The following is a 23,983-nucleotide window of genomic DNA, read 5'->3' as shown; positions in this document are numbered from 1 at the left end:
CCTCTCACATTCGGACAAACTGGCTCAGGAAGCGCAGGTCGTTCGTATAGAAATGACGAATGTCGTCGATGCCGTACTTCAGCAGCGCGATCCGCTCGATGCCCATCCCGAAGGCGAAGCCGCTCATCTCCTGCGGGTCGTAGCCGCCCATTTCCAGGACGCGCGGGTGGACCATGCCGCAGCCGAGAATTTCCAGCCAGCCCGTATGCTTGCACATCCGGCAGCCGTGGCCGCCGCACTGCACGCACGTCACGTCGACCTCCGCGCTCGGCTCCGTGAACGGGAAGAAGCTCGGGCGCAGGCGGATCTGCGTCTGCTTGCCGAACATGAGCTGCACGAATTGCAGCAGCGTCCCTTTCAGGTCGCTCATGCGGATGTTCGGCCCGATGACCAGGCCTTCGACCTGGTTGAACTGGAACGAGTGCGTCGCGTCGTCGTCGTCGCGGCGGTACACTTTGCCCGGGCAAATGACCTTGACGGGCTTGCCGTTCATCGCTTTCATCGTCCGCACCTGTACCGGCGACGTGTGCGTCCGCATGAGGATTTCGTCCGTCACGTAGAAGGAGTCCTGCATGTCGCGCGCCGGGTGGTTCTTCGGCAGGTTCAGCGCCTCGAAATTAAAGAAGTCGGTCTCGACCTCCGGGCCTTCCGCGATCGTGTAGCCCATGCCGATGAACGCGTCCTCGATTTCCTGGGCGACCTTGTTCAGCGGATGCACCGCCCCCGCGCCGAGCTTGCGGCCCGGCAGCGTGACGTCGACCGTTTCCGCGCGGAGGCGGTTCTCCGTCTCGGCCTGCTGGAACGCGGCCTGCTTCGACTCGATGACCGCTTCGATCGCGGCGCGCACGTCGTTGCCGACCTGCCCGATGACCGGGCGTTCCTCGGCGCTCAGGCTTCCCATGCCGCGGAGAATTTCCGTCAGGGCGCCCTTCTTGCCCAAATATTTGACCCGCAGGTCGTTCAGCTGCTGCGGGCCGGCGACGCCCTGCAGCTCCTGCAGCGCCTCGGCGCGCAGTGCTTCCAAACGCTCTTTCATTTCTTCCAGTCCCTTCTCTTGAAAATAAAAAACGGTCCTCTCTCCCCGCAAGGGACGAAAGAACCGTGTTACCACCCTAATTCGAACCGCCGCGCCGGCATGCTGCCGCCGTATCGCCTGGCGATTCCTCAAGCTCCGGATATCGGCCGGACGACCGGTGCTTCCTACCTCATGCGCCCGGAGGACGCACCCGTTCAGAAGCCTGCTCGGAAGCGAACTTCGGCAGCCTGATTTCCCGAAGACGCTCTCAATCTGCGGCGTCTCCTCCCTGTTGCGGAAAGCACTGCGTACTCTTCTTCCTCATCGCATTGACGTATGTTCGTTTTATTATACGAAACTTCGCCGCTCGTTCGCAAGTCCGTCCCGCGCGAAAAGCCGCCTATTCCGTCCTTTTTTCGCGATTACGCCCGTTTCCGGCGGGTCAGCGACGCGATCAGCGCCGCCGCGCCGAGCACTGCCGCCGCGATCGAGAGGACGAACGAGACGTTTTCCTTCGCGCCGCCTTTGTCCGCCGCCGCTTCGGCATCCGCCGAAGCCGCCGGCGCGCCGTGCCCGTCGCCTTCCGCGGCGCCCGCGACGACCGCCGTGACCGATGCGGGGTGATCCGAACCGTCCGCGCCGACCCATTCCACCACGGATTTGTCGCTATACGTCTGGTACGCCTTCCAAACCAGCTGCGCCGCGTCGTCCGCCACTTTGCCGGAGATGCGGAAGTCCGTGAATTCCGTCTGCGCGAGTCCCGCCCCTTCGGCCGTCCACGTGACGGACTTGACCGCCTTCGTGTCCGGCGCGAGCTCCAGGTCGTACTTCCAGCCCGCCTTCGGCTCGACCCGGCTGATCGCCACGCCGTCCGGCACCGTCACCTTCACGCCCGTCGTCGTCACGTTCTCGCTCTCGCTCGGCACGCGGACCGAGAATACCTCGTAACTCCCCTGCGTCGTCTGCTTCGGCTGCACCGTCACGTGCGCGCTCGCCATGGACGCGAACAGGAACAGCGGCATTAAGGCCGCCCCGATCACCGATAATTTCTTCATGCGTTTCAACATTCCGCCGCATCCTCCCTCGGGCAAATGTTCCCCCATCTGCCGGTATCATTATCTTAGCCTAGAGGGAGTATAGCGCAGACGTGCCGCGAAGACATGACTCGAACGGGCTATGCGGTTGTTACGAAATCGTGTCCCTTGTCCGGGACGGCGGCTTATTCCTTCACGAGCCCCTTCTCCAGCGCGTACCGCGTCAGCTGGACCCGGTTGTCGAGATGCAGCTTCTGCAAAATGTTCTTCAAGTGGTTCTTGACGGTATGCTCCGAAAGGCCGAACGCTTCGGCGATCTGCCGGTTGGAGCCGCCCGACGCCACCTGCTCCAGCACCTCGCGCTCCCGCTGCGTCAGCGCCGTATGCGCCCGATCCTCCGGCCCCCGCCCGCCCGGAGGACCCTGCTGCCCCGGGCGCCGCGCCGAGCCGGAGCCGCTGCCGCCGTTGAATTCCTGCAGCATGCGGAAGGCCAGCTCCTTGGACAGCGGCGCCTCGTCCAGCGCCACGGTCCGCAAATATTCCAGCCAGGAGGACGGCGACAGGTTCTTGAGCAGGTAGCCCTGCGCGCCGCGCTTGATGGCCTCGAACAGATCCGTGATGTCGTCGGACACCGTCACCATGACGATCTTGATCCGGGGATCGAAGGCCTTGATCAGCTGCGTCGCCTCCATTCCCGACACGACGGGCATGTTGATGTCCATCAGCACGAGGTCGGGCGCCAGCTGGGCCGCCATGGCGACCGCCTGCTCGCCGTTCGCCGCCTCGCCCACGATCTCGAATTCCGGCGCCCCGCCGACGATGTCGCGCATGCCTTCCCGGCCGTGGGGATGGTCGTCCGCCAGCAGCACTCTGACCTTGTCGTTCCCGGTTCCGTTCCCCTCCATGCCGCTCACCCTTCCTTCTCGACTTCCACGACCGTTCCCCGGCCGCCGGACCACGCGTCGTCCGCGCCGGCGGGCCGGACCGCGAAGCGCCAGCCCATCTCGGCGGCGCGTCCCTGCATCATCCGGACGCCGTAGCGCCCCTTCGCGAACAGCCGCTCCGGATCGGCCCCGGCGCCGTCGTCGGCGACCGTGCAGCGGAACGCCGCCTCCCCGCCGGCCGCGGCTTGCACCCGAAGGCGCGACGCGCCCGCGTGCTTCCGCGCGTTCTGCATCGCCTCGCGCACGATCGCGATCAGCTGCACCTTCTCCTTGCCCGACAGCCGGGCATCGGCCAGCTGCCAGTCCAGCTCGACGCGCAGGCCGCCGAGCTCCAGCTCCGCGGCCATGTCGCGCACCGCCCGCATCCACTGCACGTCGGTCCGGGACGGCTCGCTCCGCAGCGCCGCGATCGACTGCCGGACGTCGTCGTACACGTGCTTGACCGTCCTTCGCAGCTGGCCCATCGTTTCCGCCGCGAGCTCCGGATCCTTGGCGTGCTCGAGCTTGTCGAGCTTCACGGACAGCAGGAACAGCGATTGCGAGATGCCGTCGTGCAGCTCCCGCGCCAGCTGCTCGCGCTCCTCGAACGCCGCCTCGGCCGCCTTGGACCGCTGCAGCGTGTCCTGCGTGTCCTCCAGCATCCGGAACAGCCGGAGCAGCAGCGTGGCGGTCACGGTCATGACGATGACCGGCGCCAGCGCGTTGCCGAGATCCATGGACAGATAGGGCAGCAGCAGCGTATGGCGCAAATATTCCCACAGCGCGATCGTCAAGGTCGGCGTCCATAGAATGAGCCATTTCAGCCGCTTATACGTCATCCTCGTCCCTGCCTCCCTTCCGTCCCGGCGCCCGTTCCGCCTTGCGGCGGCTCGATCGGGCGGCCCTTGACCCGAGCCTTGGCCTTGCTAGCCGCGAAAGTTAATAGTTGCGGAAATCGACCTTCCGCACCGTCTCGTTATCGTCCTTGTCGCGGACGCGGATCTCGGCCTCCCACCGGCCGGCGAACGGAACGTACGGCCCTTCGGCCTTGTAGGCGGTCTTCGCGTAGCCCTCGAAGTCCGTCAGCTCCGTATCCTCGAACGGCTTGAGCGGCACCTCGATCGGTCCGAGCTCCTTGCGGTCGAGCGAGAACAGCCTCAGCTCCGCCGACTTCGCGGCGCCGACGGCGTCCGGCAGCCAGACCTTGACGGTCAGCTCGTTGACGCCCGCCTTGTTCGGCGTGACGCGGAAGGACAGATGCAGCTTCTCGCCCATCTGATGGTACGTGACGGGCTCGTTGGCCGGCAGCGGGCTGACGTACGTGAACAGCGCCGCGACGACGACGATCAGGACCATCAGCGCGGCGTCCGCGCGCAGCAGCGCGCCCGTCGGCAGACCGCCCTTGCGGATCCGCAGGTGCAGCGTTCCGCCGACCCCGAGCACCAGCACCACCAGCCCGGTCTTGACGAGCAGAAGCGTGCCCCACGCCGTGTAGAACAGGTACTTCAAGCTCGGCAGGAAGAGCAGCGTCATCCCGACGCCCGACAGCGCGAGCAGCATGAGCGACAGCAGCGCCGCCTTGGAGAACAGCGCGGCGAAGCGGCCGGCTTCCTTGCGATCCTTCAGCCACAGCATGAAGAGCAGCGTCAGGCCGCCCGCCCATACGGCGCCGGAGGCCAGATGCAGGAAGTCGAACAGCACCGTCGCGTATTTCGGCGAGAAGACCGATGCGTGCCCGCTCCAGCTTTCGACGGCCAGCATCGCCGCCGCCCAGAGCGCCCGGAGCGCCGGGTGGAGCCGGACGAACAGGAACCCGAGCAGCGCCAGCGCCGCCAGCGCGATCCATTCCTTGCCCACGGCCGTATCGAGGAAGAGCTTGCCGTAGTCGCTCGACGGATAGCCCTTCAGAATCTCGCGCGCATGGACGAAAACGTACAGGAGCACCGCCACGAGCTGCGTGCGCAGCGCGATCGGCTCCCATTTCTTCCGGATGTCCGCCAGCGCCCCGCCGCGGTTCCCGGCGGCGAGCCACCAGAACATGAGTCCCGCCGTCCACAGCAGCGCCGCGTAATACAGCGAGCGGACCGCGTAAATAATGAATTGGTTCGTCGTCAGCCCCGTCGCCGCGCCGTGGCCTTCGTGCCCGAGCGCCTTGTGCGGGTCGAACGCGGAAGCGTCGACGCCCTGCGGCGGGTTGCCCACGACGAAGACGTACGAGCCGCTGACGGGATGGCCGTCCGCGGAAACGATCGCGTACGACACCGTGTAGACGCCCTCGCCCAGCTTGGGCAGCGCCAGCTTCAGCGTCCGATGGTCGGCGCTCGGCACGGGATCCGCCTGCGTCACCCGGCGCGACTTGTCGTCCAGCACCTCCAGCGAGCCGACCTTCGCTTCGATCGCTTCATTAAAGGCGAGCTCCGCTTCCTTGGGGCTCTGCTCGTATTTGGTATTCGGCTCCGGCACCGAGCGTTCCAGCTCGGCGTGCGCGAGCGCGGCCGAAGGCGCGCCGGCCAGCAGGATGCCGAGCCATAGCGCGAACACCGCCGCCGCGAAGGCGCGACGGATCGGTTTACGTCGTCCAATCATGCGTCCGAGCAACATCTCGTAACGTCACGTCCCTTCCTTCTGTTCCATGCGCCGGTTTCAAACCGGTCGCCAATATAAGCCTAGTGTACTAGAGCGAATCGCCGAGCACCAATCGTAAATTCAACTTTTGTTTGAACGAATCCGTTTCCGCCCTGCCGCGGCGAATCCCCGATCCGGATCCGCGTCGAAATCCCTATTATTGTCACGACACATCCGCGGCCCGAAATGCTATAATTGTTTTTTGCTCGCCGCCTTTTATTTTGCCTTCGGGGACGCCGGATCGACCGTTTGCGAAAAGGCGCCGCTGCGAGCTTTCATTGATTTTTCATGTAGAAAACGGGCTTTCCGGAGGGCCCGGATGTCGAATTGTTTAGCTTGACTATCACTATATCTCGGTGTAACGTAGGAAAGTACTTACAACATATTGTGTATTACGGGTTGTCGGACGACAACCTTCGACAAGGAGTGGCTCTGCCCGTGGATATTATTAAAAGGAATGGTCAGAAGGAAGAACTCATCTTTTCCAAGCTGAAGAAGGTCATCGATTTCGCTTGCCAGAGCTACAGCGACTGCGATCCTTTGGAGCTGGAAACGGCCTTGCTCCCCTATTTCCGCAACAACATCACGACCAAAGAAATCCAACGTACGCTGACGCAAGTTGCAGTCGAGAAAACGAGCATCGAAGAGCCGAACTGGCAATATGTCGCGGCCAAGCTTCTCGTGTACGATCTCTATAAAGAATCCGCCATCAACCGCAAATACGGCTACTTCGGCTACGGGGACTTCTACTCCCTCATCACGTACCTGACCGACAAGGGCTTATACGGCAGCTACATACTGGACCACTACACGCGCGACGAAATCCGCGAGCTCGGCAACTACATCGTGCCGGAACGCGACTACCTGTTCAATTACATCGGCCTGAAGACGCTGTCCGACCGCTACCTCATCAAGAGCTTCAACGGCGACGTGCTCGAGCTGCCGCAAGAGCTGTTCATGGGCGTTGCCATGCACCTGGCCATGAAGGAAGACGACAAGCTGGCTTGGGCCCGCAAGTTCTACGACGTGCTGAGCCGCCTGCAGATGACGGTGGCGACGCCGACGCTCGCGAACGCGCGCAAGCCGTTCCACCAGCTGTCGAGCTGCTTCATCGACACGGTGCCCGACAACCTGTGGGGCATCTACAACGTCGACTCCAGCTTCGCCCAAGTATCCAAATTCGGCGGCGGCATGGGCATCTACATCGGCAAGGTCCGCAGCCGCGGCTCCAACATCCGCGGGTTTAAAGGCGTCGCCGGCGGCGTCGTCCCTTGGATCAAAAACTATAACAACACGGCGGTCGCGGTCGACCAGCTCGGCGTGCGCTCCGGCGCCGTCGCCGTCTACCTCGACGTATGGCATAAGGACATTTTCGACTTCCTGAACCTGAAGACGAACAACGGCGACGACCGCATGAAGGCGCACGACATCTTCCCGGGCGTCTGCATCCCGGACTTGTTCATGCGCAAGGTGCAGGAGCGCGAGACGTGGTGCCTGTTCGATCCGCACGAAGTGCGCGGTTACATGGGCTTCTCCCTCGAAGACGCTTGGGGCGAAGAGTGGGAGCGCCGCTACGAGGAGTGCGTGAACCATCCGGAGCTGTCCCGCGAGGAAGTGCCGGCGATCGAGATCATGAAGCGCATCCTGGCAAGCTCCTTCGAGACGGGCACGCCGTTCGTGTTCTATCGCGACACGGTCAACCGCGCGAACCCGAACAAGCACAAGGGCATCATCTACTGCTCGAACCTGTGCACGGAGATCTGCCAGAACATGAGCCCGACGGAATACATCACGACGACGCACGAGGACGGCATCATCACGACGCAAATCAAGTCCGGCGATTACGTCGTCTGCAATCTCTCCTCCCTCAACCTCGGCCGCACGCGGTCCAAAGAAGAGATCGAGGAAGTCGTCAGCTGCCAAATGCGCATGATGGACAACGTCATCGACTTGAACCATTATCCGATTCCGCAGGCGGAAATCACGAACCAGAAATACCGCGCCGTCGGCCTCGGCACGAGCGGCTACCATCAGTGGCTGGCGCTGAACGGCATCGCGTGGGAATCCGACGAGCACTTGGATCGCGCCGACGAGCTGTACGAATGGATCAACTACTGCGCGGTCAAAGCGTCGATGGAGATCGCCAAGGAGAAAGGCGCGTTCCGCGTCTTCGAAGGCAGCGAATGGCAGACCGGCGCTTATTTCGAATCGCGCGGTTACGATGCCCCGCACTGGCAGAAGCTAAAGCAGGACGTCGCCGAGCACGGCGTGCGCAACGGCTGGATGTTCGCCATCGCGCCGACGGCTTCGACGTCGCTGATCGCCGGCTCCACGGCGGGCATCGACCCGATCTTCAGCAAGTTCTTCGTCGAAGAGAAGAAGAACGCGGTCATTCCGCAAACGGCGCCGAACCTGAGCGAAGAGACGTTTTGGCTCTATAAGGAAGCGCACCATATCGACCAGCACTGGAGCATCAAAGCGGCGGGCCGCCGTCAGCGCCACATCGACCAAGCGCAGTCGTTCAACCTCTACATCACGCCGAACTACACGGCGAAGGAGTTCATGGACCTGTACATGGCCGCGTGGGAGAACGGGCTCAAGACCGTGTACTACTGCCGCAACAAGAGCTTGGAAGTGGAAGATTGCGTCAGCTGCAGCTCGTAATCTTGCCTTGAACATAAGCGGCCCCGCGAACGGGATGGGTTCGGATCGGAGCTGGCTTGCGTGCCCTGTCGGATGACGGGGCACGCGGCATTCGCGGCTGCGGACACATAAGCCTCATACGGCCAGCGGGGCAAGCTATTCAATGGGATCATGGAAGCATTGCAGCACTCTTAGGTAGCAGGAACAGAAGGAGGCAGCCCATTTCATGGAACTGCAGAAGAAAAAACTGTTTAACGAGGAAGGCGACCGCGACTGGGGCAAGCGCCGCATGATCGGCGGCAACACGACCAACCTCATCGAGCTGAACAACGTCAAATACGACTGGGCCACGAAGATGTACCGGACGATGATGAACAACTTCTGGATTCCGGAAGAAATCCCGCTGTCCCAGGATGCCAAGGACTACAAGAACCTGTCGCTCTCCGAGCGCAACAGCTACGATAAAATCATCAGCTTCCTGATCTTCTTGGATTCGCTGCAGACGGCGAACCTGCCGAACATCAACGAGTACATCACCGCGCCGGAAGTCAACCTCGTGCTGACGGTGCACACGTTCCAGGAAGCGGTGCACAGCCAGTCGTACTCGTACATCCTGGACAGCGTCTGCTCGCCGGAAGTGCGCGACCAAATCTACAATCTGTGGCGCGAGGACAAGAACCTGCTCAAGCGCAACCGGTTTATTACGGATCTGTACGAGAACTTCATCGCGAACCCGTCTTCGCAAAACCTGATCAAGACGATCATGGCCAACTACATCCTGGAAGGCATCTACTTCTACAGCGGCTTCAGTTTCTTCTACGCGCTCGGCCGACAAGGAAAAATGCTCGGAACGGTATCCGAGATCAAATACATTCAGCGGGACGAACTGACGCATCTCGCGTTGTTCCAAGGCATCTTCCGCGAAGTCCGCAAGGAGAACGCGGAGCTGTTCACGCCGGTTCTCATCGAGGAGCTGCGCCAGATGATGCGCACGGCCGTCGAACACGAGATCGAGTGGGGCAAGTACATCACGAACAATCAGATCCCGGGCCTGACCGACGAGATCATCGATGCGTATATCAAGTTCCTGTCGAATGAGCGGCTGCGCAAGCTGAACCTCGACATCCTGTACCCGGAAATCACCGAGCACCCGATGAAATGGGTCGAGAGCTTCAGCAACATGAACGGCATGAAGACCGACTTCTTCGAGCAAAAGGTCACGAACTACAGCAAGTCGTCCAACCTGAACTGGGGCGACCTGTAGGACCGCTTCCTCCTCCGACGCCTCGTACGCGCCTGCCGCGCGTACGAGGCGTTTTTGCGCCGCGTGTCCTTCGGATGAGAAAAAAGCAAGCGTCAGGAGAGTTTTCTCCGTCCGCTTGCTTCGGTTTCCGGCTTGAGCCTCGGTATGCCGGTGTGCACCGCCAACGACATCCGCTCGATGATTTTCGTTTTGATTTTGACCGTGACCGGTTTCTTCCCGCCCTTGCCGTGCATTCGGTCGAGCAGCGTCTGCATCGCCCGGCGCGCGTGCTCGTCCGCCGGCTGAGCCACCGTCGTCAGCGGCACCGGCAGCATCTGGGCCAGCTCCGAATCCGAGAAGCCCGACAGCGACAGGTCCTCCGGCACGGTTTTGTTCATCCGAGCGGCCGTATAATAGACCGCCGCGGCCAAATAATCGTCTCCGCACGCCACGGCGGTCAATTTGCGGTTCGCCTTCAGGAAGCCTTCCATCTCGGGGTTGCCTTCCCAGTAATGCGTTTGGCTGTTCACCCGTTCGACCACCAGGATGTACTGGCTTTGTACCGGTATCTCGTGGTCGATCAGCGCCTTCAAATATCCCTTGTAGCGTTCGTCGATGCTGCTGACGCCATGAATCGGATTCGTGACGAAGCCGATCTCCCGGTGCCCCGCTTCAATGAACCGCTTGACCATGTCGTACATGCCCTGGAAGGAGTCGTGCACGACGAAATCCATGGCCGCGCCGGTAAACAACCGGTCGATCAGCACGATCGGAAAGCCCGTTTCGCGCAGCTCGAGCGCCGCGGGACTCATCGTTTCCCGGCCGCGGGCAAACAACAGGATGCCGTCGACTTCGCCCGCCAGCTGCTTCAAGGAAGCTTCCTCGTCGGCCGCATCCTTGCTCAGCCGTATCATGAGTTCGCTATCGAAAGCGCGCGCCGCCGTCTCTAACGCCGAAACGAGGCGCGACGTATACGAATCCAATACCGGCAGCACGAAGGCAATGCGTCTTCTCGCGTCCCCTCTTGCACCGCCTGCGCTTGCGTCCGCGGCGGAATCCGGGATCTCCGTTCCGTCTTCGTTCAATCGCGCCGACTCCGCCTCTGCCAGAAACGTCCCCCTCCGTTTAAGCCGGTAGACGCGTCCCTGCCGGGCCAGCAGGTCGAGCGCCAGCTTCGCGGTCATGCGGCTGATGCCGAACATGGCGGCCAGCTCCGCTTCCGAAGGCACGGGATCGTGGGGTTTCAGCATGCGCGTTTGAATAATCCGTTCGACTTTAGCTGCCGTTTCCCGATACAAATGCTGACGGTTCGTTCCTCTGACCAATCCCAATCACCTACATGTCCTTGCATGAATATTCAAATCGTACCCCCTCTCGCCGTCTTTCTCAAGCCACCGAGGGGTGAAGAATTTGTAAATCCGAAACAAACGATAAGGCAGTACGTCTATTCCGACCGGGGCACGTTTTCGGAAAAGCCGCTTCATGGTACAATAATAGAAACGAAACAGCGGACATGCCCAAGCCAATATGCAGCGGAACAGAGACGGCTTGTCTTCGTTCCGCCCCTGATCGCGCATTCCTTCGCGCGTTCGGGCATCATCTCGAGCGGAATGACGCAGACTATGCTCCAAGGCAGGCTGCATCGCATTCATCGCGGATCGTTCCGCCGCTTAGTCCGTTCATTCAATCGCGAGGCGGCATACCGCCTGGTTTTGGCGTCCCGTCTCCGCAGTATCGGAAAACGAACATCGCAGCATCCGTACGACCGCTCAGACTAAAGTCCAGCCGCAAAACTGGACTATGGCCGTTATCACGCTTTCCGGACATCCATGTACACTTGATGAAGAAAGAACGTGGAAATGAGGGGTACTACATATGTCTCAACAAATCTATGTCATTAACGCGGCGCTTGCCGTCTTGCTGCTGCTCCTCGCGTTATGCGCGGGATTTCTGTCGGGCAATCTCGCCTTGCGCAAAACCGTCGACTCGCTGCAGCGCGGCTCCATCGCCACGCTCGCGCTCCTCGGCGCCATGACGCTGATCGCGATCGGCAAAGTCACCATGCTGATCGCGACCTACTCGTACCGCAGCTGGTTCGTCCTGGATTCGGCGCTGCTGTTCCTGACGCTGATTATGGCGCCGACGGCCGCCATCGCGTTCTTCTCCCTGCCTCGCCTGCTGCAGCTGTCCAAGCTTCAGCCCCGGGAAGCCGGAACGGCGGTCAGCCGCACGAAACGCCGCGCCGCCTCCGAAGTCGGGCTCGTCGTGCCGATTCAGGTGCTCGTCATCGAAGCGCTGCTCTACGCCGCGATCAACGTCTTCCCGCTCGGCATGGCGCTGCGCAAGGAAGTGCTCGTCATCGGTCTGCTCGTGCTGATGTCGCCGGCGCTCCTCATCTGGCGGCAGTCCATTCGGCGCCGCCGCATCCACCGTGACGACGGGACGTCGACGATACATTTCATCAAACGGGTCGTCTTCATTACCATGGCATTCATGCTGCTGGCCTTCGGCATTATTCATACGATGAACAACGCCAAAACGCTCAGCGAACCCGCTGAGCGTGACGAAACGCTGCAATTATCCGTCTCTCCCGCCTTCACCGGCAGATAGCCTTAGGTTCGCTATCCCCGCCGGCTTGCGGCATAGTCCGGCCAATTGTCGTCTTGAATGGCCGGACAGCCCCGCGGCCCCTCCCAGACGTAGACCCAGCCGGACCTTGCCGGCGCTTCCGCATCCGCGGTCCACACGCGATCGTAATCGTTCTCCTCTTCGATCCCGTTATACTCCTCGAGCGCATCCATCGCTTGCAAGCCGCGGTCGCCGACCGTGATCCAGAGGCCCCTAACGCGAGATCCCTGCGCATGCGCCAAGCCGTCCCGGACGAGCGCGGGATACGCCCCGCAATCGACGAGCCTCCCGCGAACGACGCCGGACACGGCCTGCCGGATATGGGCCGCCGCGACGGCATGATTGGGCTGGCCCGGCAACAGCGACCCATAAATGAATACGCGGTGTTCCCGTTCGGCCATCGGCGGCGGCCCCCTTCCCGGACTCGGTTAAGCCGTTTGGCTGCGGTGGCGGAACCAATTTTCGAACAGATTGGCCGGTATCGGCTGCGTGTAGTAGTAGCCCTGCGCTTCCTCGCAGTCGCGTTCGCGGAGGAACTTGATCTGTTCGTCGTTTTCCACGCCTTCGGCGGTGACCTTCAGCTTTAGATTTTTGGCCATGGACGTGATCGTCGCCACGATCGCGGCGTCGCTGCCGCCCTGCGTCAGGTCGTTCACGAAGCAGCGGTCGATTTTGAGCTTGTCGATCGGGAACCGCTTAAGCGAGCTCAGCGAGCTATAGCCCGTGCCGAAATCGTCGATGCTGATCTGCACGCCCAGCTCCTTCAGGCTGGCCAGCGTGTCGGCCGCGAATTCCACGTCGCTCGTCATGCTCTCCGTGATCTCCAGTTCCAAGTAGTTCGGCGGCATGCCGCTCTGCTCCAGAATCGCCTTGATCCGCTCGGCCAGCTGATGCTGCCGGAATTGGCGCATCGACAGGTTGACCGACATCATCATCGGCGGCAGCCCGGCGTCCTGCCACGCTTTGTTTTGCCGGCAGGCGGCGCCGATCACCCATTCCCCGAGCTGGAGGATGAGCCCGTTCTCTTCCGTGAGCGGAATGAACTCGCCCGGCGGCAGCAGCCCCCGCTTCGGATGCTGCCAGCGCACCAGCGCCTCCACGCCGACGACCTGGTTGCTGCGCAAATTGACGAGCGGCTGGTAGGCCAGCGAGAACTGCTCTTCGTCGATCGCGCACCGCAGATCGCTCTCCAGGCGAAGGCGGTCATGCGCCTTGCGATTCATCTCCGGCGCGTAGCTGGAATACTCGTTGCGGTGCGCCTTGGCGGAATAGAGCGCCGTGTCCGCGTTCTTGAGCAGCGCCTCGACGCTGTCGCCGTCCTGCGGGTAGAAGCTGATGCCGAGGCTGATCGTGACGTGATACTCCGCTTCCCCCAGGACGAACGGCGCGTCGAACAGGCCCATGATCGACTTCGCCTGGCGCTCGACCGGTTCGCCGCCGGACTCGGCGCACGGCAGCAGCATGGCGAACTCGTCGCCGCCCATCCGGTAGACGCGCATCGCCGGCGCCGCGTGCCGCAGCCGCTCCGACACGGCTTGCAGCATCTGGTCGCCGAAAGAGTGGCCGAGCGCATCGTTGATCGTCTTGAACCGGTCGATGTCGAGCAGGAATACGGCGACCCGGCCGTTCGTCTGCTGCGCGCGCTGCAGCTCTTCGTGCAGCTGTTCCTTCAGCAGCCGGCGGTTGGACAGGCCGGTCAGCTCGTCGTGGTACGCGAGGAAGTGAATGCGGGATTCCGTCCGCTTGTATTGCCGGTACGGCTCCTCGACCGTGACGTAGTAGACGCCCTTCAACAGGAAGTAATAGCCCGCCAGCTTGTACGCATGGCCGATCAGCATATCGCTGTCGTACTGGCCGAAGCTCAGCATGAATTGCAGGTCCGAGAGGAGGAAAAACACGAGCGATTGAAGGATCGTGAGCACCGTCTGCGGCCGCTCCGCCCGGTTGCGGTACAGCACGAGGACGATCGTACCAAGATAGCCGAACGCGATGAGGCTCTGCGCGCCGATGCGGAGCGCCGTCGCCGAACGGCCGGCGAACAGCCCGGCCTGCCCGTCGAGGAGGAAATAGCTGCCCGACGCCATGCACGCGAGCGCCACGGCTGCGGCGAACGCCGGCAGCCGGCGGGCGGCCGGAACGAGCGCGTCGCTTCGGCGGAAGACGAGGCACAAGCCGGCGGCTCCGGCCAGCTGCGCGGACATCGTGAAGAGCTCCGAGAGCGTCAAGTCGCCGAGCGGCCGGAAGAACGGCATCCCCGGATAGGTCAGCACGTGCAGCAGATCGAATACGCCCACCGCGCCGAACAGGGCCGCCGTATAGAGCCGGTGCTTCGTGAGCGAATTGACGAAAAACAGCCAGCCGAGCACGAGCATCGAGAAGCAGACGGCGAAGCCGGACAATTCCATGCCGGAATGGAGAAAAAGGTACGCGCGCGGCGGCAGCGGCCCGTGCAGCCCGCCGTGCAGCGCGCGCAAGAGGACAAAGCTGAGTATGGCGGCGATCGAAGTCCCCATCGTGATTTTTTCCGCCCGGTTTAGTGACATGATGTCCTCCTTCGACAAGCAGCCGTAGATGAATGCAACGTTGAGCGCGGGGCACCGGCCGGCGCCCGAGCGGAGAATCGGTGAAGCGCGGATGCCCGGCCGCGGTCCGCCGGCGCGCGCCGGATCGGCGGCCGCAAGCCGGCGCGCAAGCGACGGGAGGCGCCGCCTCGAGGCCGGCGGAGTTTGGGCCAGCCGCAGCTCCCGAGCGGGGACGAGCGGCCTAGTTTATCGATGAACGCCCGTTATTCGACAAGTATGGCGATCAAGGGGAAATCTTGCTGGAATTCAGGTAATCCCTTCTAGTTTGTACCATTCCGTGTCACTTGTCCAGCTTGTTTCTAAAGCTTCGTTTCAACTATTTTTCGACATATCGCTCCCGTTACGAAGCGTAGCGATTGATGACTTCCACGAGCAGGTCGTTCAGCGCCTTGACCTCGTATTCGCCGACCGCAGGCTCCATATGATCGTTGCCGATGCCGCTGTGATCCGTCAAAAATAAATACGTGCCGCCCGTTGCCGACGCCATGAACCGCATGAGGTATTCCGTATGGGCGTCGACCCCGCTGGAGGCGACCGGAACGATCCGGATGCCTTCCGCCGCGGCGTCTTCGGTCAGCTCCTGCAGCCGCTTCACGATCTTGCGGTCGCGGTGCGGCGGCGCGTCCATGACGAGGAACAGCAGCCTCGCCCGCGCGTTCCCGCTCCACTCATGCTTGCCGATGGCGTTCGCCAGCGCCTCGTCCACCGCCTCCGGAAAATCGCCGCCGCCCCCGGCCTTCTGTTCGGACAGCTGGCCGACCGTCTTGTCGATATCGTCCGTGAACGGGTACGGCTTCACCACGTATTCGTCGCCGTGATCGCGGTAGAAGTTCGCGCTGACCCGAATGTCGAGCTGCTGCCCGTTGTCCCGGTCGACGCGCCGCACGACGTCCTTCAGCTCCGTCTTCAAGTAATTCAGTTCGTCCTCCATCGATCCCGTCGTGTCGACCAAGAGCAGCAGATCGAGCGCCTTCGGCGGCTGAACCGCCTCCCCGAGCTCGACCTTGAGCGCCTCACCCCGCGGGACCGGCACGTTCTCGTAGCGCTTCTGCCGCTGCCCCGCTTCGACGGCCACCCCGAATTCCGCCTGCCGGTCCTGCTCGTCGTACAAGCCCGCGTAGGCGTACGCGACGCCCTTGTTGTTCGTGCGCGCCTCCCAGACGATCTCCCCGTCCCGGCCGGTCAGCGTCACCTCCGCGTCCGCGACCGGCTTGCCGCCGGCCGTGACGTCGACCTCCAGGCGCCGCTCGGGAAACATCGACCAGAACGACTGGCTCTCCCGCGCTTCTTCGCCGTCCATCAGACGCAGCCAGGGTTTCCAAGCGAGCGCGTCATTCCACTCGCCCGCGGTCAGCTGCCCCGGCTTGGCATCGTCGTACTGGGACGCCCGCCCGCCGCCGCCTCGCTCCGGTTCCGCGGCCAAGTCGCCGCTGTCACCGTCCGATGCCGGCTCATCCGAACCGCTCGAATCGCCGACGGCGCCGTTCTTGCCCGAATCGCTCGGCGAGCTCGAGCCCTCGCCGGCGGACGAGTCCGCCGAAGAGCTGGTATTCGTCCCCGCGTTATCCGCGGCGGCGTTCCCCGAGTTCGCCCCGTCGTCGTCCGAACTCGAGCTGCAGCCGCCGAGCGCCAGCGCAAGCGCGAGCAGCGCCGCGGCGGACGCCCGCGACGCGCTTCCGCGGCCCGTTCCTTTTCCGTTCTTTTCTTCTTGCGCATGCCGATGGTTGACCATTGCCGATTCCCCCTTTATTTTGTTCGGACAGCCAATATCTGTAAAACGCCGATCGTTCTTTTGACGCGCCGGCCGGCCGATTTGTTGCAATGCCGGCGGACCGCCTTTACAATGGGGGAATACGTTTTTCGGCGGGGCCGGCCGGGCACGCGCGCACGCGCGGCGGCGCCGGTTCCCGCGAATCCGAACAAGGAGGCGGCCCTCGTCTTGGACACCTATCACGTGGCGGAATTATCCATCGCGCACGGCGGCGCGACGACGAAGCTGTCGTTCTCGGCGGCGCAGCTCGTCGTCGTCGCGGACGCCGGCTACAAGCTGTGGTACGTCGAGATCGACGGCATGACGCAGCACGCGCTGCTGCGCATGTTCGGCGAAACCGACGACATCGGCGTCGGCCTCAGCGGCGTTACCGCGGGCGGACGGCCGTTCCGGGGGAGCGGCTATTTCCACCCGAACGTACCGCATGGCGCGGCCGCGATCCGCGGCGACGGCGAATTGGCCGGCTTTTGAATTCGGGCCGCGGCGTCCGTCCGGCGAAGACGCGCGGCGCGAGAAACCCGGTTTCAGGCGCAGACGAAAAACAGCTCCGGCTCGTCCCGACATTCGGGAAGAGACCGGAGCTGTTTTCGCGTTGCCGTCCCGCTTCGGACCGCTGCTGCGCGGCAGGAGCCGTCTGCATCCGCCGCTGCGCCGCCGACGTATCCCGTTACTGCGGGGCGATGCCTTTGAAGAACAACTCGAAGGTCATCGTCATCCGGGTGGCGAGCGGCTCGTCCCCCGCCTCCATCGCCCAGATGACCAGCGTGCCGAAGTACGTCTGGAATGCTTGCTGCGCCAGCATCGCCGGCGGCATGTCCTTGCGGATCTCGCCGTTCTCCTGCGCCTGCAGCACGAGAGGCAGAAGCGCCTCCGACAAATCGGCGAGCAGCCGGTTGTGCAGATCGAGCGCGGCGTCGGTGGCGAGCATGCCCTGGAACAAGGCGCGCGTCAGCGGCTTGTTCATCTCGAAGCGCTTGACGAGCTCGAAGACGAGCAGCTGGAGCCGCGGGACGAGCGGCCCCGGCGTGCCCTTCAGCTTCCCGACCTCGTTCATGGCAAAAATACCCTGCAGATCGCATAGCAGATCGTCCTTGGACGAAAAATAGTTGAAAAAGGTGCCTTTGGCAACGCCCGCCTGCTTGGTGATGGCTTCGACCGTCGTCGTCTCGTAGCCTAGCTCGGAAAACAAAGCCAGCGCGGCTTCCTTGATGCGTGCCCGGGTCTGTTCTTTCTTCAGCTCGCGGTTCATGTCGGCGTCCTCCGTCGTCAGACGTTCTGTCTTCCCATTGTAGCATAGCCTTCCTTTGGCGTAAACTGGATATGACCGTCGGTCATTTTTTAATGCCGCACGATCTGACCTTCCGGGACCCTCTGCGTTTTCGCTATATGAATACTCCTTACCGATGCTCGGACGAAGCGAATGTGAATTAATTATGACCGACGGTATACTATTATTGACTTTAGGATTTTCCATGCGCTATAACTATGCATAGAGAAGGCCCAGACTCAAGGAGGTATACGTATGACTGAGAAGTTCGTCCGCGGCATTGCCCGCGCCAGATGGGCGGTCTTGCTTGGATGGCTTGCGATCACCGTCGCGTCGGTGCTGTTTCTGCCCAATTTGGCCGACATCGTGCGCCAGACCGAGCAGAAATTCGTCCCGTCCGATTCCGAATCCGTCATCGCCAAGCGCATGCTCGAGCAGATCAATCCCGAAGCGACGACCAAATCGAGCGCCATCCTGGTCTATTCAAGGGACGGCGGCCTGACCGGCCAAGACCGGGCATGGCTCAAAGCCAAAGCGGCCGAGCTCGGCGGCCTGAGCGGCAAGGACGGCTTCCAGTCCGTCCAGTCGGCGTACGAGACGCCCGAGTTGGCTTCCAAATTCCGCAGCAAGGACGGCACGACCGAGATGCTCATCGTCGGCTTCTCGGGCGCGGACAACGACGCGCTGACGCAAGACGCCGTCGACGAGCTCGACGGCCGGATCAAGGACGCGCCGTCGGGCGGCAAGGTCGAGCTGACGGGCAGCGCGCCGATCGGCAAAGATTTTCAGGAGAGCTCCGAGAACGGCCTGAAGCAGACGGAGCTGCTGACCGTGGCGCTCGTTCTCGTGATCCTGCTGATCGTCTTCCGCTCGCCGGTCGCGCCGTTCGTCCCGCTCATCACGATCGGCCTGTCGCTCGTCATCACGACCGGGCTCGTCGCGGCGGCGACGCATTGGGGCATGCCGGTCTCCTCGTTCACGCAATCGTTTCTGATCGCCGTCATGTTCGGGGCGGGCACGGATTACTGCATCCTGCTCATCCAGCGTTTCCGCGAAGAGCTGAGCCGCGACGGCGATAAGGTCGAGGCGCTCGTGCGCACGATCCGCACCGTCGGCAAGACGGTGGCGTTCTCCGCGAGCACCGTGTTCGTCGCGTTCTTCCTGATCGGCTTCGCCCAGTTCGGCCTGTACCAGTCCGCCGTCGGCGTCGCCATCGGGGTCGCCGTCACGCTGATCGCCGGCCTCACCTTGACGCCGGCGCTGCTGATGATCTTCGGCAAGGCGACGTTCTGGCCGTCCCGGATCGCCGCCGGCCAAGGCCACGGGGAATCCAAGCTGTGGGCGGGCATGGCGGCGTTCTCCGCGCGCCGTCCGGTCGCGATCATCCTCGTGGCGGTCATCGTGCTCGCGCCGGCGACGCTGCTGTTCCAGAACAAGCGCTCCTTCGACGACTTGGCGGAAATCGATCCGAAGCTCGGCTCCGTCCAAGGCTTCCGCCAGGTCGAGCGCACGTTCGGCTCCGGCGAGGTGTTCCCGCTGTCGATCGCGGTCTCGTCGCCCGACTCCATGCGCAATCCCGCCGCGCTGGCGGTCATGGAGACGGCCAGCGCGAACGTCGCGAAGCTGAACGGCGTCAAGGAAGTGCGCAGCGCCGTCCGGCCGCTCGGCGCGCAGCTCGCCGACCTGACCGTCTCCGATCAATTGACCAAGACGTCGGAGGCGATTCAACAGCTCAAGGACGGCGTGGACCAAGTCGCGGGCGGCTTGAAGGAAGCCGTGACGTCCGTCTCCGGCGGCCGGGGCGACGTCGACAAGCTGACGAGCGGCCTGCGGACGATGGCCGCGAAGACGAAGGACGCGCAGAGCGGCCTCAATCAAATCCGCGGCGGCCTGCAGCAGGCGTCCCAAGGCGCGGAGCAGCTCGAAGGCGGGCTGGCGCAAAGCGCCTCCGTCTCGTCGTCCATGAGCGCCGACCTTAACGCGCTGCTGAAGGCCCATCCCGAGCTGAAGGACGACGCCGCCATGCAGCGGCTGCTCGGCAAGCAGCAGGGGTTATCCGGCGGCTTGAACGAGCTGATGGGCGGCGCGAACCGGTTGTCGTCCAGCTTCTCGCGGCTGACTCCCGGCGTCTCGCAGGCCGCCAGCGGCCTCGGTCAGCTCGCGGCGGGCCAGACGGCAGCCGCCGACGGCGTCGCCAAGCTGGGCGGCGGCCTGACGGAGCTGACCGGCGGGCTTCAATCGGGCGCGAAAGGGCTCGGCGACGTCTCGGCCGGGCTGACGCAAGTGAAGGAAGCCCAACAATCGATCGGCGATAGCCAGATCCCGGGCTGGAACCTGCCGCAGTCGGCGCTCGACAGTCCGGAGCTGCGGCAAGCGCTGGACTACTACATCTCCAAGGACGGCAAGACCGCGAAGTTCGACGTCGTGCTGGCCGTCAATCCGTACTCGCCGGAAGCGCAGGACACCGTCGGCCAAGTCCGCGACGCGCTGACGCACAGCTTTGGCGGCACCGCCTTGAAGGACGCGAAGGTGTACGTCTCGGGCACCTCGGCGCAAATCACGGAGCTGAAGGCGATCTCGAAGAGCGACTTCATGCGGACGGGCGCGTTCGTCCTGATCGGCATCTTCATCGTTCTGGCGCTCATGCTGCGCTCGATCGTGGCGCCGCTGTACCTGCTGCTGTCGCTGGTCTTCAACTTCCTCGTCACGATGGGCATCGTGGAATTCGTCTTCGTCCGCCTGCTCGGCAAGGAAGGGCTGTCTTGGAGCGCGTCGTTCTTCATCTTCCTCATCATCGTGGCGCTCGGGGTCGACTACAGCATCTTCCTGATGGCGCGGTTCAAGGAGGAATACCGGCCGGGCGGGATCCGGGACGCGATGGCGAAAGCGATGTCCACGACCGGCGGGGTCATCGTCTCGGCCGCGGTCATCATGGGCGGCACGTTCGCCGCGCTCATGATGTCGGGCGTGAACACGCTGCTTCAGATCGGAGCGGGCATCGTCGTCGGGCTGATCCTGTACGCGTTCGTGTTCATGGGCCTTGTCGTGCCGGCCCTCGCGAATCTGTTCGGCGAAGCGAACTTCATCTCGGGCTTGGCCCGCAAGAAGGAAAAAGCGCCGAAGTTGAAAGAAATCGGCGATACGTAACGTGCCTACACAACGGGAGGGGCATCCCCTCCCGTTTGCCATGCCTATCCAACCGTGCCCTAAAAAACAGGGACGATCGTTACCGGTTGATCGGCAAAAAAGAAAGAAGCGTTTCAGTGTCCTACGCTTCGCGAAAGCCGGCCGGCGACGGCGCTAAACGGTTCGCCTCGCCTGTCGCAATCGCAGCCGCTAGCCATATGCAAAAAGGCCGTATCCTCCTATACCGGAAGATACGGCCTTTCGTTCGTTTAAAGCCTCGGCGCCATGCCGCAAGCTCAAGGACCCGCGGATTCTCTAACCCAGCGCGTGCTTCGCCGCCTGCCACGTATGCGCGAACAGCTCCGCCAGCTCCAGATGCTGCACGTATTCCAGCGCGCCTCGCGCGTCCTCCGCGGAACGGCCGCTCTCCTGCAGCTGCACGAGGCCCGTGAACGCGCTCGCGTTCCAGCGCGTGCGGCGGGCGATTTCGGCCAGGCCGTCGCGGATCGCGCCTTCCGGCACATCGCTTAGGACCGTGCCGTTCCGGACCCAATCCGCGGCGCGGTCCTGCAGCCGCTGCATGGCCGGATGGGCGCCCGCCATACGGAACCAATAGTTCGCGTTCGAGAAGTCCCCCTCCATGCGGTGCATGATGCCGTGCCAGTAGCAGCCCGTGGCGTCGTCCTCGATCTCTTGGGCATAAGCGTGGGAAGCCCCCAGGCTTTCGTTCAGCAGGTGCAAGCCCGCCTTCAGCGCGATCAGCGCCGGACGGTCGGCCTGAGGCGCGGTCGAGAGCGCGAGCGGCAGCTCCGCGATCCGCTCGTCCAGCGCGGCGTCCCAAACCCGCTTCGGCATGAGCGCCTGCAGCGATTGGCGGTTCTCCAGTCGTTCCGTGATCAGCAGCAATGCTTCGTTCATGGGCAGCCTCTCCTTTAGGACATATCGAGCCATCGAAAATCATCCCGAGCATACCGCGGATCGCGTCAAATGGCAATAAAAAACCGCGCGGTCCGGGACCGCGCGGCGCCTGTCGCCTCCGCTCATCCGTAGGGGCCGCGCGGGTGGCAGCCGAGCAGCCGGAGCAGGCGCGGATTGTCCTTGGCCGCCTCGAGAACCGACGGCGGCATGACGTAGTTGACGAACGGGTAGAACCGCTGCGAGACCCAGCGCCGGCCGTACGTCACCTGCTGCACCATCCGGACGCTGCCGCTCGCGTTCTTCGCGCCCCGGTGCCAGGTCTGGCCGTTGAAGATGAGCATGTCGCCCTTCTTCGCCAGAATCGATACCGGCCCTTGGCCCTTGTAGGACGGCGTCTCGGTCGGCGAAGCCGGATGGCGTCCGCTCCGGTGGCTGCCCGGCACGAGCTGCGTCGGCCCCATGTCTTCGGTCACGTCCTGCAGATAATACATGACGCTGAACATGAAGCAGGGCATCGGAATGCGCGGATCCAGCTCGGCCCCCTCCGGAATCGGGAAGAACAGGTCCTCGTCCACGTGCCACGCGTCGATGCCCGTCCCCGGCGTCGTGTACAGCCCGTTATTCGAGAACATGTGGCAGTTGCGGCCGAGCACCGCTTCCGCGAACGCGACCGCTTGCGGCCGGTCGATCATCCGCAGGAAGAGCTCGCCCCGCTCGAACATCTTGGTCCGCAAGTTCTCTCCGTATCCGTCCTGCGGCGTTTCCGCGAACTCCCGCTCGAACGCGGCGCGGTACTCGTCCGCGAACGCCTCGCCGAGCGCGCCGCGGACGAGCGTGAAGCCGTCGCGGTAGAACCGCTCCATGTGATAAGCCAAGTCGAACGCGTTCGGATCGGCCGGCGCCATGCTGCGTTCCATGCGTCATTCCCCCTTGTACGATGTCCGCCGCCCCCGCGATGCGGACCGCGCCGGGCGGATTCCCGGCGGACGGCGGTTCTGCTATAGTTAGCTTAACGCGTCTCGCGGCGCGCCGGATTGGGCGATTTGACGAAAGACCGGGACGATCTGACGGCGGGAGGGCCGAGCATGGACCATTACGTTAACGAGCAGTTCATGGATAACCCCGCCTTTCCGTTCCGGGCGTTCCGCGCGCCCGTCACGCAAGATTTCGAGCTGCACATCCACGACTTCGTCGAGATTATCTACGTGACGGAAGGCCGAGGCATCCATCTGTTTCAGGACCGGGCGTTCCCCGTCCGCGAAGGCGATATTTTCATCATTCACCGGCATGTCCCCCACGGCTACAAGCGTCTGCCGAACACGCCGTTCACGGTCAACAACGTCATCTTCGACCCCGGCTTTTTCGACCGGGAGCTCGCCCACATGGCGGGCGTGACGGCCTTCGTCGATTTCTACTACGTGGAGCCGTTTCTCCGCGAACGGTCGCGGTCCCCCGCCATCATGAACCTCGGCAAGCCCGAGCGCATCGAAGCGATATCGATCCTGGACCGGCTCGTCCGGGAAGACGCGGAGCGCGAGGCCCATTACGAGCTCATGGCGCGCACGCACCTGCTCCAGCTGTTCGTCTACTTGAGCCGCTGCTGCGACCGCTGGGCGAAGAAGCCGGCGGCGCCCGTCCGCGATGAAGAAGAGCTGTTACGCATGGCATGCGCGTTTACCAAACGGCATTACGCCCAGCCGATCGGACTCGAGCAGATCAGCCGGATGTGCGGCCTCAGCCAGACCACGTTCACCACCAAATTCAAGCGGCATCTCGGTCTCACGTTCATCGAATACCGCAACCGCGTTCGGCTGGAAGAGGCGAAGACGCTCCTGGAGACGTCCCCCGCCAAAATCATGGCCGTCGCCCTCGAAGTCGGCTTCGAGGATCTCAGCTTCTTCAACCGCCTCTTCAAGCGCGAATTCGGCCTCACGCCGAGCGAGCACCGCGAGCGATTCCGCCGCGCGGCGCGGCTGGGCGGCGGTTCTCCGGCCGATGCCGGCGGGACGGGCGCGCGAATCGCGGACGCCGACAACGAAGGCGGGTGAGCCGCGCCGCTTCCCGGCGGCAGGCGCGGGAAAGCGGCGCGGCCGACTCTCGGCGCCTGCGGTCGGGAACTGCCGCCCGCCGCGGGCCGCCCCTTCCTTCGCCGCGCGCAAAAAAGCTCCCGAACCGTTTCCGGCCCGGGAGCTTCGCTATGAGGGACGC

Annotated in this window: 18 protein-coding genes; 6 read left to right on the top strand and 12 right to left on the bottom strand. The window is 63.3% G+C overall.

Annotated elements, in window-relative coordinates; translation table 11 throughout:
* Positions 1-4: 4 nt before the first annotated feature.
* The 5 genes from pheS to BMZ79_RS14955 form a co-directional block, all read right to left on the bottom strand.
* Positions 5-1,036, bottom strand: coding sequence for a phenylalanine--tRNA ligase subunit alpha (gene pheS / locus BMZ79_RS14975; protein WP_090641336.1), 1,032 nt, complete (start codon positions 1,034-1,036; stop codon positions 5-7).
* Positions 1,037-1,437: 401 nt separating this feature from the next.
* Positions 1,438-2,082 (bottom strand): YcnI family copper-binding membrane protein, encoded by a 645-nt coding sequence (locus BMZ79_RS14970; RefSeq protein WP_256252753.1) that lies wholly within the window; start codon positions 2,080-2,082, stop codon positions 1,438-1,440.
* Between the two features lie 152 nt (positions 2,083-2,234).
* A complete protein-coding gene (locus tag BMZ79_RS14965) occupies positions 2,235-2,954 on the bottom strand; it encodes a response regulator (RefSeq protein ID WP_090641335.1) in 720 nt (239 codons plus the stop codon).
* 5 nt (positions 2,955-2,959) lie between these two features.
* A complete protein-coding gene (locus tag BMZ79_RS14960; RefSeq protein ID WP_090641333.1) occupies positions 2,960-3,811 on the bottom strand; it encodes a sensor histidine kinase in 852 nt (283 codons plus the stop codon).
* A gap of 100 nt (positions 3,812-3,911) precedes the next feature.
* The gene (locus tag BMZ79_RS14955) at positions 3,912-5,558 is read right to left on the bottom strand and encodes a copper resistance CopC/CopD family protein (RefSeq protein ID WP_090641579.1); all 1,647 of its coding nucleotides are present in this window, start codon (positions 5,556-5,558) and stop codon (positions 3,912-3,914) included.
* A gap of 477 nt (positions 5,559-6,035) precedes the next feature.
* Here BMZ79_RS14955 and BMZ79_RS14950 point away from each other — a divergent pair, with 477 nt between their 5' ends.
* Together BMZ79_RS14950 and BMZ79_RS14945 are read left to right on the top strand one after the other, a co-directional pair.
* On the top strand, positions 6,036-8,261 hold the full coding sequence (locus BMZ79_RS14950) for a ribonucleoside-diphosphate reductase subunit alpha (RefSeq protein ID WP_090641332.1): 2,226 nt from the start codon (positions 6,036-6,038) through the stop codon (positions 8,259-8,261).
* A gap of 205 nt (positions 8,262-8,466) precedes the next feature.
* Positions 8,467-9,504: a ribonucleotide-diphosphate reductase subunit beta gene (locus BMZ79_RS14945; protein WP_090641331.1), complete on the top strand. Its 1,038-nt coding sequence runs from the start codon at positions 8,467-8,469 to the stop codon at positions 9,502-9,504.
* A gap of 92 nt (positions 9,505-9,596) precedes the next feature.
* Here BMZ79_RS14945 and BMZ79_RS14940 read toward each other — a convergent pair whose 3' ends face one another.
* A complete protein-coding gene (locus BMZ79_RS14940) occupies positions 9,597-10,781 on the bottom strand; it encodes a GntR family transcriptional regulator (protein WP_256252769.1) in 1,185 nt (394 codons plus the stop codon).
* A 577-nt stretch (positions 10,782-11,358) separates the two neighbouring features.
* Here BMZ79_RS14940 and BMZ79_RS14935 point away from each other — a divergent pair.
* Positions 11,359-12,093, top strand: coding sequence for a hypothetical protein (locus BMZ79_RS14935; RefSeq protein WP_090641329.1), 735 nt, complete (start codon positions 11,359-11,361; stop codon positions 12,091-12,093).
* A gap of 11 nt (positions 12,094-12,104) precedes the next feature.
* On the opposite strand, the gene BMZ79_RS14930 is transcribed toward BMZ79_RS14935, so the two are convergent.
* From BMZ79_RS14930 to BMZ79_RS14920, 3 genes are all read right to left on the bottom strand, one after another.
* Positions 12,105-12,512, bottom strand: coding sequence for a gamma-glutamylcyclotransferase family protein (locus BMZ79_RS14930; RefSeq protein ID WP_090641328.1), 408 nt, complete (start codon positions 12,510-12,512; stop codon positions 12,105-12,107).
* Positions 12,513-12,539: 27 nt separating this feature from the next.
* Positions 12,540-14,654 (bottom strand): putative bifunctional diguanylate cyclase/phosphodiesterase, encoded by a 2,115-nt coding sequence (locus tag BMZ79_RS14925; protein WP_090641327.1) that lies wholly within the window; start codon positions 14,652-14,654, stop codon positions 12,540-12,542.
* Between the two features lie 379 nt (positions 14,655-15,033).
* Positions 15,034-16,425 carry a VWA domain-containing protein gene (locus BMZ79_RS14920; RefSeq protein WP_090641326.1) on the bottom strand — a complete coding sequence of 464 codons (1,392 nt, stop codon included), beginning with the start codon at positions 16,423-16,425 and terminating at the stop codon, positions 15,034-15,036.
* 207 nt (positions 16,426-16,632) lie between these two features.
* Here BMZ79_RS14920 and BMZ79_RS14915 point away from each other — a divergent pair, with 207 nt between their 5' ends.
* A complete protein-coding gene (locus BMZ79_RS14915; RefSeq protein WP_090641577.1) occupies positions 16,633-16,935 on the top strand; it encodes a hypothetical protein in 303 nt (100 codons plus the stop codon).
* A gap of 196 nt (positions 16,936-17,131) precedes the next feature.
* Here BMZ79_RS14915 and BMZ79_RS14910 read toward each other — a convergent pair whose 3' ends face one another.
* On the bottom strand, positions 17,132-17,713 hold the full coding sequence (locus BMZ79_RS14910; RefSeq protein ID WP_177222149.1) for a TetR/AcrR family transcriptional regulator: 582 nt from the start codon (positions 17,711-17,713) through the stop codon (positions 17,132-17,134).
* A gap of 273 nt (positions 17,714-17,986) precedes the next feature.
* Here BMZ79_RS14910 and BMZ79_RS14905 point away from each other — a divergent pair, with 273 nt between their 5' ends.
* Positions 17,987-20,878 (top strand): MMPL family transporter, encoded by a 2,892-nt coding sequence (locus tag BMZ79_RS14905; protein WP_090641323.1) that lies wholly within the window; start codon positions 17,987-17,989, stop codon positions 20,876-20,878.
* 294 nt (positions 20,879-21,172) lie between these two features.
* Here the strand turns inward: BMZ79_RS14905 and BMZ79_RS14900 are convergent, their stop codons facing one another.
* Entirely contained in the window at positions 21,173-21,775 is a 603-nt protein-coding gene (locus BMZ79_RS14900) for a hypothetical protein (protein WP_090641322.1), read from the bottom strand.
* A 122-nt stretch (positions 21,776-21,897) separates the two neighbouring features.
* Positions 21,898-22,692, bottom strand: coding sequence for a phytanoyl-CoA dioxygenase family protein (locus BMZ79_RS14895; protein WP_090641321.1), 795 nt, complete (start codon positions 22,690-22,692; stop codon positions 21,898-21,900).
* A gap of 168 nt (positions 22,693-22,860) precedes the next feature.
* Here BMZ79_RS14895 and BMZ79_RS14890 point away from each other — a divergent pair, with 168 nt between their 5' ends.
* Positions 22,861-23,823, top strand: coding sequence for an AraC family transcriptional regulator (locus tag BMZ79_RS14890; protein WP_143088960.1), 963 nt, complete (start codon positions 22,861-22,863; stop codon positions 23,821-23,823).
* The last annotated feature ends 160 nt before the right edge of the window (positions 23,824-23,983 follow it).

Origin of the sequence: Paenibacillus sp. UNC496MF (genome assembly GCF_900113915.1) — a bacterium.
Taxonomy (GTDB): Bacteria; Bacillota; Bacilli; order Paenibacillales; family Paenibacillaceae; genus Paenibacillus_Z; species Paenibacillus_Z artemisiicola.
This window is presented reverse-complemented; position numbering and strand designations above follow the sequence as displayed.

What these genes read in the sequence shown, in the direction of transcription:
- BMZ79_RS14935 (WP_090641329.1), top strand. Translation starts at nt 11,359, where the DNA reads ATGTCTCAACAAATCTATGTCATTAACGCGGCGCTTGCCGTCTTGCTG.
- BMZ79_RS14925 (WP_090641327.1), bottom strand. Translation starts at nt 14,654, where the DNA reads ATGTCACTAAACCGGGCGGAAAAAATCACGATGGGGACTTCGATCGCC.
- BMZ79_RS14910 (WP_177222149.1), bottom strand. Translation starts at nt 17,713, where the DNA reads ATGAACCGCGAGCTGAAGAAAGAACAGACCCGGGCACGCATCAAGGAA.
- BMZ79_RS14920 (WP_090641326.1), bottom strand. Translation starts at nt 16,425, where the DNA reads ATGGTCAACCATCGGCATGCGCAAGAAGAAAAGAACGGAAAAGGAACG.
- BMZ79_RS14930 (WP_090641328.1), bottom strand. Translation starts at nt 12,512, where the DNA reads ATGGCCGAACGGGAACACCGCGTATTCATTTATGGGTCGCTGTTGCCG.
- pheS (WP_090641336.1), bottom strand. Translation starts at nt 1,036, where the DNA reads ATGAAAGAGCGTTTGGAAGCACTGCGCGCCGAGGCGCTGCAGGAGCTG.
- BMZ79_RS14900 (WP_090641322.1), bottom strand. Translation starts at nt 21,775, where the DNA reads ATGAACGAAGCATTGCTGCTGATCACGGAACGACTGGAGAACCGCCAA.
- BMZ79_RS14960 (WP_090641333.1), bottom strand. Translation starts at nt 3,811, where the DNA reads ATGACGTATAAGCGGCTGAAATGGCTCATTCTATGGACGCCGACCTTG.
- BMZ79_RS14965 (WP_090641335.1), bottom strand. Translation starts at nt 2,954, where the DNA reads ATGGAGGGGAACGGAACCGGGAACGACAAGGTCAGAGTGCTGCTGGCG.
- BMZ79_RS14955 (WP_090641579.1), bottom strand. Translation starts at nt 5,558, where the DNA reads ATGATTGGACGACGTAAACCGATCCGTCGCGCCTTCGCGGCGGCGGTG.
- BMZ79_RS14895 (WP_090641321.1), bottom strand. Translation starts at nt 22,692, where the DNA reads ATGGAACGCAGCATGGCGCCGGCCGATCCGAACGCGTTCGACTTGGCT.
- BMZ79_RS14905 (WP_090641323.1), top strand. Translation starts at nt 17,987, where the DNA reads ATGACTGAGAAGTTCGTCCGCGGCATTGCCCGCGCCAGATGGGCGGTC.
- BMZ79_RS14890 (WP_143088960.1), top strand. Translation starts at nt 22,861, where the DNA reads ATGGACCATTACGTTAACGAGCAGTTCATGGATAACCCCGCCTTTCCG.
- BMZ79_RS14970 (WP_256252753.1), bottom strand. Translation starts at nt 2,082, where the DNA reads ATGTTGAAACGCATGAAGAAATTATCGGTGATCGGGGCGGCCTTAATG.
- BMZ79_RS14945 (WP_090641331.1), top strand. Translation starts at nt 8,467, where the DNA reads ATGGAACTGCAGAAGAAAAAACTGTTTAACGAGGAAGGCGACCGCGAC.